13 protein-coding genes and 1 pseudogene are annotated in these 14,990 nt (G+C 66.3%); 12 read left to right on the top strand and 2 right to left on the bottom strand.

What is annotated here, in order from left to right; genetic code table 11:
- Nucleotides 1–122: 122 nt before the first annotated feature.
- The 4 genes from MRY84_RS08075 to MRY84_RS08060 all read left to right on the top strand — a co-directional run bounded on the left by MRY84_RS08075 (nucleotide 123) and on the right by MRY84_RS08060 (nucleotide 4,228).
- Nucleotides 123–1,100, top strand: coding sequence for a substrate-binding domain-containing protein (locus MRY84_RS08075; RefSeq protein ID WP_110961224.1), 978 nt, complete (start codon nucleotides 123–125; stop codon nucleotides 1,098–1,100).
- 114 nt (nucleotides 1,101–1,214) lie between these two features.
- Nucleotides 1,215–2,219: a sugar phosphate isomerase/epimerase gene (locus MRY84_RS08070; protein ID WP_291505213.1), complete on the top strand. Its 1,005-nt coding sequence runs from the start codon at nucleotides 1,215–1,217 to the stop codon at nucleotides 2,217–2,219.
- A 154-nt stretch (nucleotides 2,220–2,373) separates the two neighbouring features.
- On the top strand, nucleotides 2,374–3,537 hold the full coding sequence (locus MRY84_RS08065) for a Gfo/Idh/MocA family oxidoreductase (protein ID WP_291505212.1): 1,164 nt from the start codon (nucleotides 2,374–2,376) through the stop codon (nucleotides 3,535–3,537).
- Nucleotides 3,538–3,658: 121 nt separating this feature from the next.
- Nucleotides 3,659–4,228: a sugar O-acetyltransferase gene (locus MRY84_RS08060; protein WP_291505211.1), complete on the top strand. Its 570-nt coding sequence runs from the start codon at nucleotides 3,659–3,661 to the stop codon at nucleotides 4,226–4,228.
- A gap of 22 nt (nucleotides 4,229–4,250) precedes the next feature.
- Here the strand turns inward: MRY84_RS08060 and MRY84_RS08055 are convergent, their stop codons facing one another.
- Together MRY84_RS08055 and MRY84_RS08050 are read right to left on the bottom strand one after the other, a co-directional pair.
- Nucleotides 4,251–4,607, bottom strand: coding sequence for a hypothetical protein (locus MRY84_RS08055; RefSeq protein WP_291505210.1), 357 nt, complete (start codon nucleotides 4,605–4,607; stop codon nucleotides 4,251–4,253).
- Between the two features lie 205 nt (nucleotides 4,608–4,812).
- Nucleotides 4,813–6,279, bottom strand: coding sequence for a PLP-dependent aminotransferase family protein (locus tag MRY84_RS08050; protein WP_291505209.1), 1,467 nt, complete (start codon nucleotides 6,277–6,279; stop codon nucleotides 4,813–4,815).
- 133 nt (nucleotides 6,280–6,412) lie between these two features.
- Here MRY84_RS08050 and MRY84_RS08045 point away from each other — a divergent pair, with 133 nt between their 5' ends.
- From MRY84_RS08045 to truB, 8 genes and pseudogenes are all read left to right on the top strand, one after another.
- The gene (locus MRY84_RS08045) at nucleotides 6,413–7,189 is read left to right on the top strand and encodes a c-type cytochrome (RefSeq protein WP_291505208.1); all 777 of its coding nucleotides are present in this window, start codon (nucleotides 6,413–6,415) and stop codon (nucleotides 7,187–7,189) included.
- 16 nt (nucleotides 7,190–7,205) lie between these two features.
- Complete coding sequence (locus MRY84_RS08040) at nucleotides 7,206–8,486, top strand: c-type cytochrome (protein ID WP_291505207.1); 1,281 nt, start codon at nucleotides 7,206–7,208, stop codon at nucleotides 8,484–8,486.
- A 47-nt stretch (nucleotides 8,487–8,533) separates the two neighbouring features.
- A complete protein-coding gene (locus MRY84_RS08035) occupies nucleotides 8,534–8,932 on the top strand; it encodes a thioredoxin family protein (RefSeq protein WP_291505206.1) in 399 nt (132 codons plus the stop codon).
- Between the two features lie 319 nt (nucleotides 8,933–9,251).
- Nucleotides 9,252–9,845 (top strand): ribosome maturation factor RimP, encoded by a 594-nt coding sequence (gene rimP / locus MRY84_RS08030; protein ID WP_291505205.1) that lies wholly within the window; start codon nucleotides 9,252–9,254, stop codon nucleotides 9,843–9,845.
- Between the two features lie 77 nt (nucleotides 9,846–9,922).
- Nucleotides 9,923–11,410 carry a transcription termination factor NusA gene (gene nusA / locus MRY84_RS08025; protein WP_291505204.1) on the top strand — a complete coding sequence of 496 codons (1,488 nt, stop codon included), beginning with the start codon at nucleotides 9,923–9,925 and terminating at the stop codon, nucleotides 11,408–11,410.
- Between the two features lie 24 nt (nucleotides 11,411–11,434).
- Nucleotides 11,435–14,296 carry a translation initiation factor IF-2 gene (infB, locus tag MRY84_RS08020; protein WP_291505203.1) on the top strand — a complete coding sequence of 954 codons (2,862 nt, stop codon included), beginning with the start codon at nucleotides 11,435–11,437 and terminating at the stop codon, nucleotides 14,294–14,296.
- Between the two features lie 18 nt (nucleotides 14,297–14,314).
- The gene (rbfA, locus tag MRY84_RS08015) at nucleotides 14,315–14,695 is read left to right on the top strand and encodes a 30S ribosome-binding factor RbfA (protein WP_291505202.1); all 381 of its coding nucleotides are present in this window, start codon (nucleotides 14,315–14,317) and stop codon (nucleotides 14,693–14,695) included.
- Nucleotides 14,692–14,990 (top strand): annotated as a pseudogene (gene truB / locus MRY84_RS08010) (tRNA pseudouridine(55) synthase TruB); the annotation flags it as partial. The gene rbfA and the pseudogene truB, both read left to right, overlap by 4 nt.

The following is a 14,990-nucleotide window of genomic DNA, read 5'->3' as shown; positions in this document are numbered from 1 at the left end:
AGCGCCTAGCCAGGACCGCTTCGCTGAGTTTTCCAGCCACTCTTTGCGTGCATTTGTTTTTCAAGGTGTTCCCCAGCCGGCCAGCTTCCATGGCCATATTCCAAAGCAACAGGAGACAACGCATGAACAGCCAACTTTCTTTCACCCGCCGCCTGGCCCTCTCGGCCGTGGGCGCCGCCGCCTTGGCATTGGCCGCCCCCGCCATGGCGCAGGCCAACAAGACGGTGGTGGGGGTGGCCATTCCGTCGGCCACGCACGGCTTTACCGGCGGCATCGTGTACTGGGCCAACCAGGCCAAGAAGGACCTGGAAAAGGCCCACCCTGGCCTGCAGGTCATCGTGAAGACGGCAGGCGGCGCGCCCGAGCAGGCCAACCAGTTGCAAGACCTGGTCACGGTGAACAAGATCAATGCCCTGGTGATCTTCCCGTTCGAATCGGCGGCGCTGACCAAGCCAGTGGCCCAGGTCAAGGCCAAGGGCGTGTACGTGACGGTGGTGGACCGGGGCCTGACAGACACCAGCGCGCAGGACGCGTATGTGGCGGGTGACAACACTGCGTTCGGCAAGATTCCGGCCGAGTACATCGCCAAGGCGCTGGGCGGCAAGGGCAACGTGGTGGCCATGCGCGGTATTGCGACCACGCTGGACAACGAGCGCATGGACGCGTTCAACAGCGTGCTGAAGAACCACCCCGGCATCAAGCTGCTGGACGCCAAATACGCCAACTGGAACCGCGACGATGCCTTCAAGGTGATGCAGGACTACCTGACCCGCTTCCCGCAGATCGACGCCGTGTGGGCCGCCGACGATGACATGGCCGTGGGCGTGCTCAAGGCCATCGAGCAAGCCAAGCGCAAGGACATCAAGCTGGTGTTCGGCGGCGCGGGTGCCAAGGGCATGATCAAGACGCTGATGGATGGCAGCAACCCGCTGATCCAGGCCAACGTGTCGTACAGCCCCAAGTTCATTTATGACTCGATCAAGCTCACGGCCGAGGCGCGGATCAAGGGCGAGAAGCTGCCCGCCAACACCATCATTCCGTCGGTGCTGATCACCAAGGAAACGGCGAAGGACTTCTACTTCCCGGACTCGCCGTTCTGATGGTTTTTTGAATCAAATAGGCCTGTAGCGCTTATTCATCAAGCGCAAGCAGCTATTGAAAAGATAGCTGCTTGCCGCTTGTACATCCGCAACCACACGCCCCTTGGAGCCGCCATGCCAAGACCCGTCACCCTCTTCACCGGCCAGTGGGCCGACCTGCCTTTGGCAGAACTTGCTCCGCTTGCCAAAAGCATGGGCTACGACGGCCTGGAGCTGGCCTGCTGGGGCGACCATTTCAACGTGCAGGAGGCGCTGTCGTCGCCCCAGTACGTCAAAGACAAACATGCACTGCTGGCCCAGCACGGCCTTGCGTGTTTTGCCATCGGCAATCACCTGGTGGGCCAGGCCGTGTGCGATCTGATCGACGAGCGCCACCAGTCCATCCTGCCACCCCATGTGTGGGGCGATGGCGAGCCCGAAGGCGTGCGCCAGCGCGCAGCGGCCGAGCTGTCGGACACAGCGCGCGCTGCCGCCAAGTTTGGCGTGAAGACGGTCACGGGCTTCACCGGCTCATCGGTGTGGCATTCGATCTATGCCTTTCCGCCCACCACGCAGGCGTATTGGGACAAGGGCTTTGCTGATTTTGCGAAGCGCTTTGGCCCCATCCTCGATGTGTTCGAAGAGCACGACATCAACTTTGCACTCGAAGTGCACCCCACCGAGATCGCGTTCGACATCGCATCGGCCGAGCGCGCGATTGCAGCCGTGGGCTGCAACAAGCGCTTCGGCTTCAACTTCGACCCCAGCCACCTGGCCTACCAGGGCGTGGACTACATCCGGTTTATCCGCCAGTTCGGCAATCGCATCTACAACGCCCACATGAAGGACGTGTGGTGGGGCAAGGGCGATGGCACGGTGGGCGTGTTCGGCGGGCACACCAGCTTTGGCGACGCGCGTCGGAACTGGGACTTTCGCAGCGTGGGGCGCGGGATGATCGATTTCGAGTCCATCATCGTTGCGCTCAACGACATTGGTTACCAGGGGCCGCTCTCGGTGGAGTGGGAAGACAGCCGCATGGACCGCGTGCACGGCGCCACGGAGAGCGCGGCGTTCTGCAAGCGGCTGGATTTCAAGCCCGCCGCCGGTGCGTTCGACGCCGTGTTCGCGCGGGATAGATGAAGTGCAACCCCCTGAGCGGCCGCCAGCGCACGCAAGCGAAGTGCTGCCTGCGCAGCTTGGCGGCCCTTGCGCGGCGGCCCTGGCCTGGGTCGCGCCAGTTTCGTCGGTCCCGTGCAACGCAATGGATAACCACAACCAAGAAATAAGGCTCTCCATGTCTTCTGAACGCAAGCTCCGCTACGCCATGGTCGGCGGCGGCCACGGCGCCTTCATCGGCGCGGTGCACCGCAAGGCGATGGCGCTCGACGGCCAGTTTGAACTGGTGGCGGGCGCGCTGTCATCCTCGCCCGAGCGGGCGCGCGCGTCCGGCGCCGAGCTGGGCCTGGCGGACGACCGCAACCACGGCAGCTGGCAGGACCTGCTGGCCGACGAACTGCGCCGCCCGGCGCACGAGCGCATCGACCTGGTGAGCATCGTCACACCCAACCACATGCACCACCCGGTGGCGCTGGCGTTTGTGCAGGCAGGCTTCCACGTGGTGTGCGACAAGCCGCTGGTGCACACCACCGCGCAGGCCGACGAGCTGGTGGCCGCCGTGAAGAAGGCGGGCACCGTGTTTGGCGTGACCTACAACTACACCGGCTACCCGATGGTGCGCGAGGCGCGCCACCTGGTGCAAATCGGCGCCCTGGGCGTGCTGCGCAAAGTGACCGTGGAGTACAACCAGGGCTGGTTGGCCACGGCGGTGGAGCAGGGCGGCGGCAACAAGCAGGCCGACTGGCGCCTGGACCCCGCGCGCAGCGGCGCGGTGGGCACCATGGGCGACATCGGCTCGCACGCCGAGAACCTGGCCGCCACCGTCACCGGCCAGCGGCCCGAGGCCCTGTGCGCCGACCTCACCCGCTTTGGCGCGGGCCGCCAGCTGGACGACGATGCGCAACTGCTGCTGCGCTACGCCACCGGGGCGCGCGGCGTGATCGTGGCGTCACAAGTGGCGGCGGGGCTGGAGAACGACCTGCGGCTGCAGGTGTCTGGCACGCTGGGCACACTGACCTGGCGGCAGGAAGACCCCAACCACCTGGTGCATTCGCCGGTGGACGGGCCGCGCCGCATCCTCACACGCGGCTCGCCCTGGCTCAGCCCGGCGGCCCTGCGCGCGGGGCGCATTCCGTCCGGGCATCCCGAGGCGTTCATCGAAGCATTCGCCAACGTGTACCTGGGCGTGGCGGCGGACATCCGCGCCCGCCGCTCGGGGGTGGCTGCAGACACGCTGGCGGCCGACTACCCCGGCGTGGAAGACGGCGCGCTGGGCGTGCGCTTCATCGAGAAGGTGGTGGAGTCGGCCGCGAGCGAGCGCAAGTGGACGCTGCTCGACTAGGGCTCGCCTTCATGCCGCGTCGCGCCGTGCGGCCGGGGGCCGGGGACCGCGGCCGCGTCCTACGGTAGAGCCGGTGTGCGGGGCTCAGACTTCCTCCCTCGCACCGTGAAAGGAATGCCCTGTGACCACCGAGAAGTCCAAGATGATCGCTGGCGAGCTGTACAACGCCAATGATCCCGAACTCATCGCCGACCGCCTGCGCGCACGCCAGCTGTGCCACGACATCAACCATGCGCGGGCCAACTCGCCGGACTACCTGCAGGGCCTGATCGGCCAGTTGATCCCCGGCGCTCCGGCCAGCGCGTACATCACGCCGCCGTTTCACTGTGACTATGGCTACAACATCACGCTGGGCGAGGGCGCGTACTTCAACTTCAACTGCGTGGTGCTCGATGTGGCACCGGTGCGCATTGGCGCCCGCACGTTGATGGCGCCGGGTGTGCAGATCTACACCGCATCGCACCCCATGTCGGCCGAAGTGCGGGCCCAGGGCCTGGAGCTGGGCCTGCCGATCACGATTGGCGACGACGTATGGATTGGCGGCGGCGCCATCGTGTGCCCGGGCGTGACCATTGGCGATGGCGCGGTGATCGGCGCGGGCAGCGTGGTCACGCGCGATGTGCCGGCGCGGGTGTTTGCGGCGGGCAGCCCGTGCCGGGTGATCCGGTCGCTGGAGCCGCTGGTGGTGTGAATGGAGCGGCGCTGGTGTTGGCTCAGGCGCTGCCCAGCTGGAACCGTTGGTCGAAATTCATCTTGCCCAGCACCCGCAGCGCGGCGGCGCGCGTGGCGCCGTCCACCCGGCTGATGTCCAGGCTGTAGCGTTTGGCGGTGGACACCACGTCCACGCGGTGTGATCCCCATTGCACAGCCACGAGCAGGGCGGGGCGCTGGCCTGCCTCCGCGCAGCCTACTGACACCCCGCGCTGCTCGGGGCGCAGCATGAATTCCAGGTGCGGCGTCCGGGTCAGCGTGAGGCGGGGGCTGCCCAACGGACCCAGCGCGAACGAGACAACCCAGTCGTCTTCGTCTTCCACAGTCAGGAACGGCACGGGCCGGGGCAAGTGGGCCATGGAGGGATCAGGGCGAAAAGTGAAAGTTGGGTTGCCTGCGTTGTGCACCAGGTCTCCTGCGGAGGAGCGCGCGCCAGTATGCCGTTGCAAGCTGTATGCCAATGCCGGGAGAACCCGAGGTTGGGTGCTTCCAACAGGGCGGGAGGTTCAGGTTCCTGCGTGCTGGCGCGTGACGGTCATGCTTAGGTAAAAGTGCCTTCGGCGCTTATCCAGAAAGCGCTGGAAGCTCCTTTTTCAGGAGCGCCGTGGCCAGGCGCCCCACACACTCCAGCGCGGGCAGCAGCCGCCCTTGGGCCGGGTGGCCGTAGTTGATGCGCACGCAGTGGGCAAAGCGCCGGTCGGCCGAAAAGAGCTGGCCCGGCGCCAGGCTGATGCCGTGCTGCAGTGCGTGGCGGTGCACGTCCAGCGCATTGACGGCGGGCGGCAGTTCCACCCACAGAAAGTAGCCGCCTTCGGGCCGCGACACCCGCGTGCCGGGCGGGAAGTGCGCCGCCACCGCGTCCAGGGCGATGGCCTGCTGCTCGGCCAGGCCGCGGCGCAACTGGCGCAGGTGCCGGTCGTAGCCGCCCTGGGCCAGGTATTCCGAAAGCGCCAGTTGCGACGGCGTGGCCGCCGAGAGCGTGGTCATGAGCTTGAGCCGCTGCACTGCCGTGGCATACCGGCCCGCCGCCACCCAGCCCACGCGGTAGCCGGGCGCCAGGTTTTTGCTGAACGAGCTGCAGTGCATCACCAGCCCCTGCGTGTCGAACGCCTTGGCGGGCACCGGGCGTTGCGGGCCGTAGTGCAGCTCGCCATACACGTCGTCTTCGATCAGCGGCACGCCGTAACGCGCCAGCAGGGCCACCAGCTCGCGCTTCTTGGCTTCGGGCATCAGGCTGCCCAGCGGGTTTTGAAAGCTGGGCATCAGCCAGCAGGCCTTGACGGGCTGGCCGGGGGGCTGGCGGGCCAGCGCCTCGGCCAGCGCAGCCAGGTCGATGCCGTCGCGCGGGTGGGTCGCAATTTCCAGCGCCTGCAGGTTCAGCCGCTCCAGCGCCTGCAGCGCGGCGTAGAAGGTTGGGGATTCGACCACCACCACGTCGCCCGGCTGGGTGACGGCTTCGAGGCACAGATTGAGCGCCTCCATGGCGCCGTTGGTGATGAGGATTTCTTCCACATCCACCGCCGTGCCGTGCAGGCCGTAGCGCAGCGCGATCTGCTGGCGCAGGCGTTCGTCGCCGGGCGGCAGGCTCTGCACGATGCTGGCCGGGTCCAGCCGGCGCATGCCGCCCGACAGGCACCGCGCCAGCCGCTCCAGCGGAAAGAGTTCTGGCCCTGGGAAGGCCGAGCCCAGCGGCACCAGGGTGCTGTCGCGGGTCTGGCCCAGCACCTCGAACACCAGGTCGCTGATGGCCACGCCGGTGGATGTGCTGGCGGGCTGCGAGGGCAGGGGCTCGGCCGGGCGTTCGCCGCCCGGGGCCGCGGGCCGGGCGCCGCTGACGTAGTAGCCGGAGCGTGGCCGCGCATGGATCAGGCCCTGGGCTTCCAGCAGGTAGTAGGCGGCGAACACGGTGGATGGGCTGATGCCCCGCGTGCGGCTGGTCTCGCGCACCGAGGGCATGCGGTCGCCGGGGCGCAGGGCGCCGCTGTGGATGAGCTGGGCGAGGACGTCGGCGTGGCGTTCGTAGCGCTTCATGGGGGCGGCTGGCTGGGTTGGCTAACTGATCTGTATTTTTAGATTGAAACTGAATCTGTACTGAATTGAAGGGGCGGCGTAGAGTGCGGACTGTGTTTTCCTCTTGTGTTCCTCCCCATCCCCACGTTTGCCAATGATTCAATACCTGCGCCGCTGGCTGGCCCTGGGCTGGGCGGCCACGGTCTGTGCGGCGGCTCTGGCTGCGCCCCCAGCGCCTTCGCTGCCCGTTGAACCGTCTGCCATCTCGCGGCCATCCACACCTTCCGTGCAGGCCGCCGGCATGGCCTCGCGTGTGCTGGCCTGCACCGTCTGCCATGGCAAGGAAGGCCGGGCCACGCCGGACGGGTACTTTCCGCGCATCGCCGGCAAGCCGGCAGGCTACCTGACCAACCAGCTGCTCAACTTCCGGGACGGGCGGCGCAGCTATCCGCAGATGAGCTACCTCATCGAGCATCTCACCGACGACTACCTGCGCGAAATGGCCGAGCACTTTGCCGCGCTGGAGCTGCCGTACCCCCCGCCGCCCCCGCCTCAGGCCGCGCCCGCCGTGCTGGAGCAGGGCCGCCAGCTGGTGCAGCAGGGCGACGCCGCCCGCAACATCCCCGCCTGCGTGGCCTGCCATGGCACGGCGATGACCGGCGTGGCACCCTCCATCCCCGGCCTGCTGGGCCTGCCGCGCGACTACCTCAACAGCCAGCTGGGCGCCTGGAAGACCGGCCAGCGCCGCGCGCAGGTGCCCGACTGCATGGCTGCCATTGCGCGGCAGCTCACACCGCAGGAGGTGAGTGCCGTGTCCGCCTGGCTCGCCGCCCAGCCGGTGGCGGCGGGCGGCAAACCCGCGCACAGCCTGCCCGCCGCCATGCCCGCCCGCTGCGGCGGCGTGGCCGAAGTGCCCGTGGCGGCGCGCTGAAAGGAGGGTGCCCCCGATGAAACGCATCCTCTGGACGATCTCTTCCGCGCTGGCGGCCATCGGCATCCTGGCGGCAGTGCTGGTCACGTTGAACCTGCGCGGCGAGGAGCCGCTGCCCGCCACTGAGTCCCTGCAATCCACGCCCGAGCTGGTGCAGCGCGGGGAATACCTGGCCCGTGTGGGCAACTGCATGGCCTGCCACACCACGCAGGGCGGGGCCTCCTACGCAGGCGGGCGGGGCATCGAGACACCATTTGGTGTGGTGTACAGCTCCAACCTCACGCCCGACAAGGCGCGCGGCATTGGCGCCTGGACGTCCGCCGAGTTCTGGCGCGCCCTGCACCATGGCCGCAGCAAGAACGGGCGGCTGCTCTACCCGGCCTTCCCTTACCCCAACTACACCCAGGTCACGCGCGCAGATTCCGATGCCATCTTTGCCTACCTGCAAAGCCTGCCCGCCGTGGCCGAGCCCAACCGGCCGCATGCGCTGCGCTTTCCGTACAGCACGCAGGCGGCGCTGGGCGTGTGGCGAGCCCTGTTCTTCTCACCTAGCGAGCCGTTGGCCGAGCCAACCCAAACGGCCGAGTACAACCGCGGCGCCTACCTGGTCAACGGCCTGGGCCATTGCACCGCCTGCCACACGCCACGCAACGCGCTGGGCGCCACCACGGAGGCCCGGGCCTTCAGCGGGGGGCTGATCCCTGTGCAGAACTGGTATGCACCGGCCCTCAATGCCGCGCACGAAGCGGGCGTCAAGGAATGGCGCACCGAAGACGTGGCTGCATTGCTGCAGACCGGCGTGGCGCCGCAGGGCTCGGTGCTCGGCCCCATGGCCGAGGTGGTGTTTCGCAGCACGCAGTACCTGAGCGATGCCGATGCCCGCGCCATGGCCGTGTACCTGCAGGGCCTGACGCAGCAGCCGCCTGCGGAGCGTGCCCCGCCGCCCGCACCGCCCGCCGCCGCCATGGCGCGCGGCGCCAAGGTGTATGAGCAGCACTGCGCCGCCTGCCACGGTGACCAGGGCCAGGGCGAGCCCGGCGCCTTCCCCGCCCTGGCGGCCAACCGTGCCGTGACCCTGGCCGACCCCACCAACCTGGTGCGCGTGGTGCTGCAGGGCGGCTACCTGCCCGCCACGGCCGGCAACCCGCGCCCGCACGGCATGCCGCCCTTCCAGCAGGTGCTGTCAGACGAAGACATCGCAGCCGTCACCACTTTTGTGCGCAACCAGTGGGGCAACCAGGCGCCCGGGGTGGGTACCATCGAGGTTTACCGCGCCCGGGAACGGCGCGGTCTGTAGCGGGGCCTGCGCCTGGGCCTCGCGCGCCAGCCCCAGGAGCCCTTTTGATGTCCAGCCCCGCCGCACTGCCCACGTCCACTCCGTCCAGCCCAGCGGCGGCCACGCCCGGTGGCTGGTGGGCTGTGTGTCTGTGCGCAGCCTGGTGCGGCACCTGCGGCATTTACCGCCCCCTGTTCGACGAGTTGGCTCGTGCACATCCGGACGTGCGTTTTGAGTGGGTGGACATCGAGGACGATGCAGAGATCGCGGGTGACCTGGACGTGGAAACCTTTCCCACCCTGCTGATCGCCGACGGCCAGCGCGCGCTGTTCCTGGGGCCGCTGCTGCCCCAGGCGCCCGTGCTGGCGCGCTTGCTGGCGAGCCTGCAGGCGGCGCCCAGCTCAGGCCGGGCGGATGCGCAGGCCCAGGAGGTCTTCGAGCGGGTGCGCGCCGCGCGCAGCCGGTGAACGCTGCAGCGATAGGTCTGCTGCAATCGCTATCGTCCTGGTAGCTGCATGCGCTTGCTGAACAAGGCCCCGGCTTTAATTTCAATGTTGGCGGCCGTGTGGCCCCGCGCTGGTGCATTAACAACAGTCTGCTCACGGCGCTGCCTGCACTGTCTTTGCAAATCAACGCGTTACACGCTACAATAAGAGCCTCACGACCAAGCGGGCGGGTACCAACCGCCCGTTTTTTTTGGTCGAACGCTTTTGGAGCTCGAAGCTGTCGGGGAATGATCTCCGGGGGTTATCGGGTTTTTTGTTTTTCCGGGATTGAACTGAACACGTGGCATTGCAGCAAGTCGTTGAACAAGTAGTGACGGGTCTGGGTTATGACCTGGTGGAGATCGAACGCTCTGCCGGGGGTCTGCTGCGCGTCACCATCGATTTGCCTTGGGTGCCGCCCGCAGTTGATGCGGCTGTTCCCCCCGTCGAACAGTTCGTCACGGTCGAAGACTGCGAAAAAGTCACACGCCAGCTGCAGTTTGCGCTGGAGGTCGATGGGGTTGAGTACAAGCGCCTGGAAGTCTCATCCCCCGGCATCGACCGCCCCTTGCGCCACGAACAGGACTTCGTGCGCTTCGAAGGCTCGGTCATCGACATCACTTTGAAGGCGCCCATTGGTGCCGCAGCAGGGGGGCAGGTCAATGCCACCCGCAAGAAATTTCGCGGCACGCTGGAGCGTGCCGAAACCGGAGGCTGGCAGATCGTCTGGAGCGATGAGCCACCGGTCAAGCCAGGTCAAAAAGTGAGCAAGAAGCGCGTCCCCGCCCCGTTGCAGGCGCTGGGGTTTACCTTGGATGAGTTGCGGGATGTGCGCCTGGCGCCCATCGTGGATTTCAAGGGGCGTGCGGGCAAGGCTGGCTCAGCACCTGCCTGAATTGCTGAATTGAATGAACGGGGTGGCCGCCACGCAGCGCGTCCGTCCTCAGGTGATTGAAATAGGAGAGTCCTCGCATGAATCGCGAACTGTTGATGTTGGTTGAGGCCATTTCGCGCGAAAAGAACGTGGAGCGTGATGTGGTCTTGGGCGCCGTGGAGTCGGCCCTGGCCCAGGCTACCAAAAAGCTGTACCAGGGCGAGGTGGACATCCGCGTGTCCATCGACCGCGACAGCGGCAACTACGAGACTTTCCGCCGCTGGCTGGTGGTGCCCGACGACGCCGGCCTGCAAAACCCCGATGCAGAAGAGCTGCTCATGGATGCCAAGGAGCGCATCCCCGACATCGAGGTCGGCGAGTACATCGAGGAAGGTGTCGAATCCGTGCCCATCGGCCGCATCGGTGCCATGGCCGCCAAGCAGGTCATCCTGCAGAAGATCCGCGACGCCGAGCGCGAAATGCTGCTCAACGACTTCATGTCGCGCGGTGAGAAGATCTTCACGGGCACCGTCAAGCGCATGGACAAGGGCGACATCATTGTCGAATCCGGCCGTGTGGAAGGCCGCCTGCGCCGCTCCGAGATGATCCCCAAGGAAAACCTGCGCAGCGGCGACCGCGTGCGGGCCATGATCATGGAAGTGGACCTGACGCTGCGTGGCGCGCCCATCATCCTGTCGCGCTCCGCACCCGAGTTCATGATCGAGCTCTTCCGCAACGAAGTGCCCGAGATCGAGCAAGGCCTGCTGGAGATCAAGTCCTGCGCCCGCGACCCCGGCTCGCGCGCCAAGATCGCTGTGCTCTCGCACGACAAGCGTGTGGACCCCATCGGCACCTGCGTGGGTGTGCGCGGCACGCGTGTGAACGCGGTGACCAACGAACTCGCCGGTGAGCGCGTGGACATCGTGCTGTGGTCCGAAGACCCCGCACAGTTCGTGATCGGCGCGCTGGCTCCCGCGAATGTGTCCTCCATCGTGGTCGATGAGGAAAAACACGCCATGGACGTGGTGGTGGACGAGGAAAACCTCGCCATCGCCATCGGCCGGGGTGGCCAGAACGTGCGCCTGGCTTCGGACCTCACGGGCTGGAAGATCAACATCATGGACGCTGCCGAGAGCGCCCAGAAGCAGGCCAACGAAACCGACACGGCCCGCAAGCTGTTCATGGAAAAGCTGGATGTGGACGAGGAAATCGCCGACATCCTGATCTCCGAAGGCTTCAACAGCCTGGAAGAAGTGGCCTATGTGCCGCTGCAGGAAATGCTGGAGATCGAAGCGTTCGACGAAGACACCGTCAACGAGCTGCGTGCCCGTGCCAAGGACGCGCTGCTCACCATGGAAATCGCCCGCGAGGAGAGCGTGGAAGAGGTCTCCCAGGACCTGCGCGACCTCGAAGGCCTCACGCCCGAGCTGATTGCCAAGTTGGCTGAAGGCGGAGTGCATACACGTGACGACCTGGCCGATCTGGCCATTGATGAACTGACCGACCTGACCGGACAGTCTGCAGAGGATGCCAAAGCCTTGATCATGAAGGCGCGCGAACATTGGTTCGCAGGGCAGCAAGAGTAAGGGTCAGGGAGGCACGAACCACATATGTCCAGTAACACTGTCGCCGAGTTCGCCACCGAACTCAAAAAATCGCCTGAAATCCTGCTCGACCAGCTCAAGGCTGCCGGGGTGGGCAAGGCCGCGCCATCCGACGCATTGACCGAGTCGGACAAGCAAAAACTGCTGGCCTACCTGCAGGCCAGCCACGGCACAGCATCGGCTGACCGCAAGAAGATCACCCTGGTGAAGAAGTCCACCAGCGAAATCAAGCAGGCCGATGCCACGGGCAAGGCGCGCACCATCCAGGTGGAAGTGCGCAAGAAGCGCCCCGTCATCCAGCGCGATGAAGGTGCGGAAGCCGTCTCGGAAACCCGCGAGCAAGTCCCTGAACAGGCCGCGCCATCCAGTGAAGATCTGGAACTGGCCCGCCGCGAGGAGGAAGCCCGCCGCCAGGCCGAGCTGATCCGCCGCCAGGAAGCCGAGTTGGCGGAAAAGCGCGCGGAGCGGGAAGCCCGCGAGAAGCGCGAGCGCGAAGCAGAAGAGCGCGCGGCTGCTTACGCCGCCCAGGAAGCCGAGAGAAAAGCCCAGGCATCCGCTGTCAAGCAGGAGGCCACCCGCGAGCAGGCGGCTGAAGCCGCCGCGCGTGCCGCGGCGCAAGCCGAGGCTCGGGAAAAAGCCGCAGCCGAGTCGAAGGCGCGTTCTGAGGAAGAAGCGGCCCGTGCGGCTGATCTGGACGCCCGCCGCCGCAAGGCCGAGGCTGAAGCTGCCGCCATCCGCTCGATGATGGCCACGCCCAAGAAGGCGGTGATGGTCGCGAAGAAGCCCGAGGAGCCCAAGCCGGTGGCCAAGCCTGCCGTTGCGGGTGACGCCAAGAAGGGCACGCTGCACAAGCCTGCGGTGGGTACGGGTGTGGCCCGCGCTGGTGCTCCGGCTGCAGGCGCTGGTGCACCGGGTGCAGGCAAGGAAGTCAAATCGGCCAAGCTGTCCTCCAGCTGGGCCAACGACACGGCCAAGAAGAAAGAGATCAAGACCCGCGGCGACAGCAGTGGCGGCGTGGGTCGCAACAACTGGCGTGGTGGCCCGCGTGGCCGCCGCGGTGACAACCGCGACCAGCGTGACGATCACCAGCCATCGGCCCCAATCGAGGCACGCGTGCTGGAAGTCCACGTGCCCGAAACCATCACCGTGGCCGAATTAGCGCACAAGATGTCGATCAAGGCGTCTGAGGTCATCAAGGCGTTGATGAAGATGGGCCAGATGGTCACCATCAACCAGCCGCTGGACCAGGACACCGCCATGATCGTGGTGGAGGAAATGGGCCACAAGGCTGTGGTGGCGGCGCTGGACGATCCGGAAGCCTTTACCGACGAGGATTCGGGTCAGAAGGACGCCGAACTGCTGCCCCGCGCTCCGGTGGTCACCGTCATGGGTCACGTGGACCACGGCAAGACCTCGCTGCTGGACTACATCCGCCGCGCCAAGGTGGCTGCGGGCGAAGCTGGCGGCATTACGCAGCACATCGGTGCCTACCATGTGGAAACACCCCGCGGCATGGTGTCGTTCCTCGACACCCCTGGCCACGAGGCCTTCACGGCCATGCGTGCCCGTGGCGCCCAGGCCACCGACATCGTGATCCTGGTGGTGGCCGCCGACGACGGCGTCATGCCACAGACCAAGGAAGCCATCAAGCACGCCAAGGCAGCCAAAGTGCCGATCGTGGTGGCCATCACCAAGGCCGACAAGCCCGATGCCAACCCCGACCGCGTCAAGCAGGAGCTGGTGGTGGAAGAGGTGGTGCCTGAAGAGTACGGTGGCGACTCGCCCTTTGTGGCCGTTTCGTCCAAGACCGGCATGGGCATCGACGAGCTGCTCGAGCAAGTGCTGCTGCAGGCCGAAGTGCTGGAACTGAAGGCTCCGGTGGATGCCATGGCCAAGGGCCTGGTGATCGAAGCGCAGCTGGACAAGGGCCGCGGCCCGGTGGCCACGGTGCTGGTGCAGTCCGGTACGCTGAAAGTGGGCGATGTGGTGCTGGCCGGCCAGACCTCCGGCCGCGTGCGCGCCATGCTGGACGAAAACGGCAAGCCGGCCAAGACGGCGGGCCCGTCCATCCCGGTGGAAATCCAGGGCCTGTCGGATGTGCCTCAGGCGGGCGACGAGTTCATGGTGCTGTCCGACGAGCGCCGTGCGCGCGAAATCGCGACCTACCGTGCCGGCAAGTTCCGCAACACCAAGCTGGCCAAGCAGCAGGCCGCCAAGCTGGAGAACGTGTTCTCCGAGATGACTGCAGGCGAGGTGCAAACCCTGCCCATCATCATCAAGGCGGACGTGCAGGGCTCGCAGGAAGCGCTGGCAGCCTCGCTGCTCAAGCTCTCCACCGACGAGATCCGCGTGCAGCTGGTGTACGCCGGCGTGGGCGGCATCAGCGAGTCCGACGTGAATCTGGCGATTGCCTCCAAGGCCATCGTGATCGGCTTCAACGTGCGTGCCGATGCCGGTGCGCGCAAGCTGGCCGAGTCGAGCGATGTGGACCTGCACTACTACAACATCATTTACGACGCCGTGGATGAGTTGAAGGCGGCCATGTCCGGCATGCTGGCTCCCGAGCAGCGCGAAGAAGCCATTGGTACGGCCGAGATCCGGACTGTGTTCGTGGCGTCCAAGATCGGTACCGTGGCGGGTTCGTACGTCACCTCCGGCCAGGTCACGCGCAACTGCAAGTTCCGCCTGCTGCGCGACAACGTGGTCATCTACACCGGCGAAGTCGAGTCCGTGCGGCGCCTCAAGGACGATGTCAAGGAAGTCAAGGAAGGCTTCGAGTGCGGTATCAAGCTGCGCAACTACAACGACATCAAGGAAGGCGACCAGCTCGAGTTCTTCGAGATCAAGGAGATCGCTCGGACGCTGTAAAGCGTCTTGCGAACCGCGATGGCTGCGAAAAAGTCCTCCACGCCCAATCGTTCCTTCAAGGTGGCCGATCAGATCCAGCGCGATCTGACGGAGCTGATCGCGCGCGAGTTGAAAGACCCGCGCGTAGGCATGGTGACGCTGCAGGGGGTGGAAGTGACGCCGGACTATGCGCACGCCAAGGTGTTCTTCAGCTTGCTCACGGGCGACCCTGAAGAAACCCAGGCGGCGCTGAACCAGGCTGCGGGCTTCCTGCGCAACGGCCTGTTCAAGCGCCTGCACATCCACACGGTGCCCACGCTGCATTTCGTGTTTGACCGCACCACCGAGCGTGCGGCCGACATGAACGCGCTGATTGCGCGCGCCGTGGCTTCCCGTTCCAAAGACGACGAGAACACATGACCGAGCGCGCTCCCCGCACCCGGGTGCAGCGGCGCCCGGTGCACGGAGTGCTGCTGCTCGACAAACCCCTGGGCCTGTCCAGCAATGACGCCTTGCAAAAGGCGAAGTGGCTGCTGCGCGCCGAAAAAGCCGGCCACACCGGTACGCTGGACCCGTTGGCGACTGGCGTGCTGCCGTTGTGCTTTGGCGCAGCCACCAAGTTCAGCCAGCTGCAGCTCGATGCGCCCAAGACCTACGAGGCGATTGCCTTGCTGGGCGTGACCACGTCCACTGGTGATGCCGAAGGCGAGGTGCT

It is taken from the genome of Acidovorax sp. (genome assembly GCF_022763525.1).
In the GTDB taxonomy this organism is placed as follows: Bacteria; Pseudomonadota; Gammaproteobacteria; order Burkholderiales; family Burkholderiaceae_C; genus Acidovorax.
Note: the sequence above shows the minus strand (reverse complement) of the source record. Positions and strands in the feature narration are given on the sequence as shown.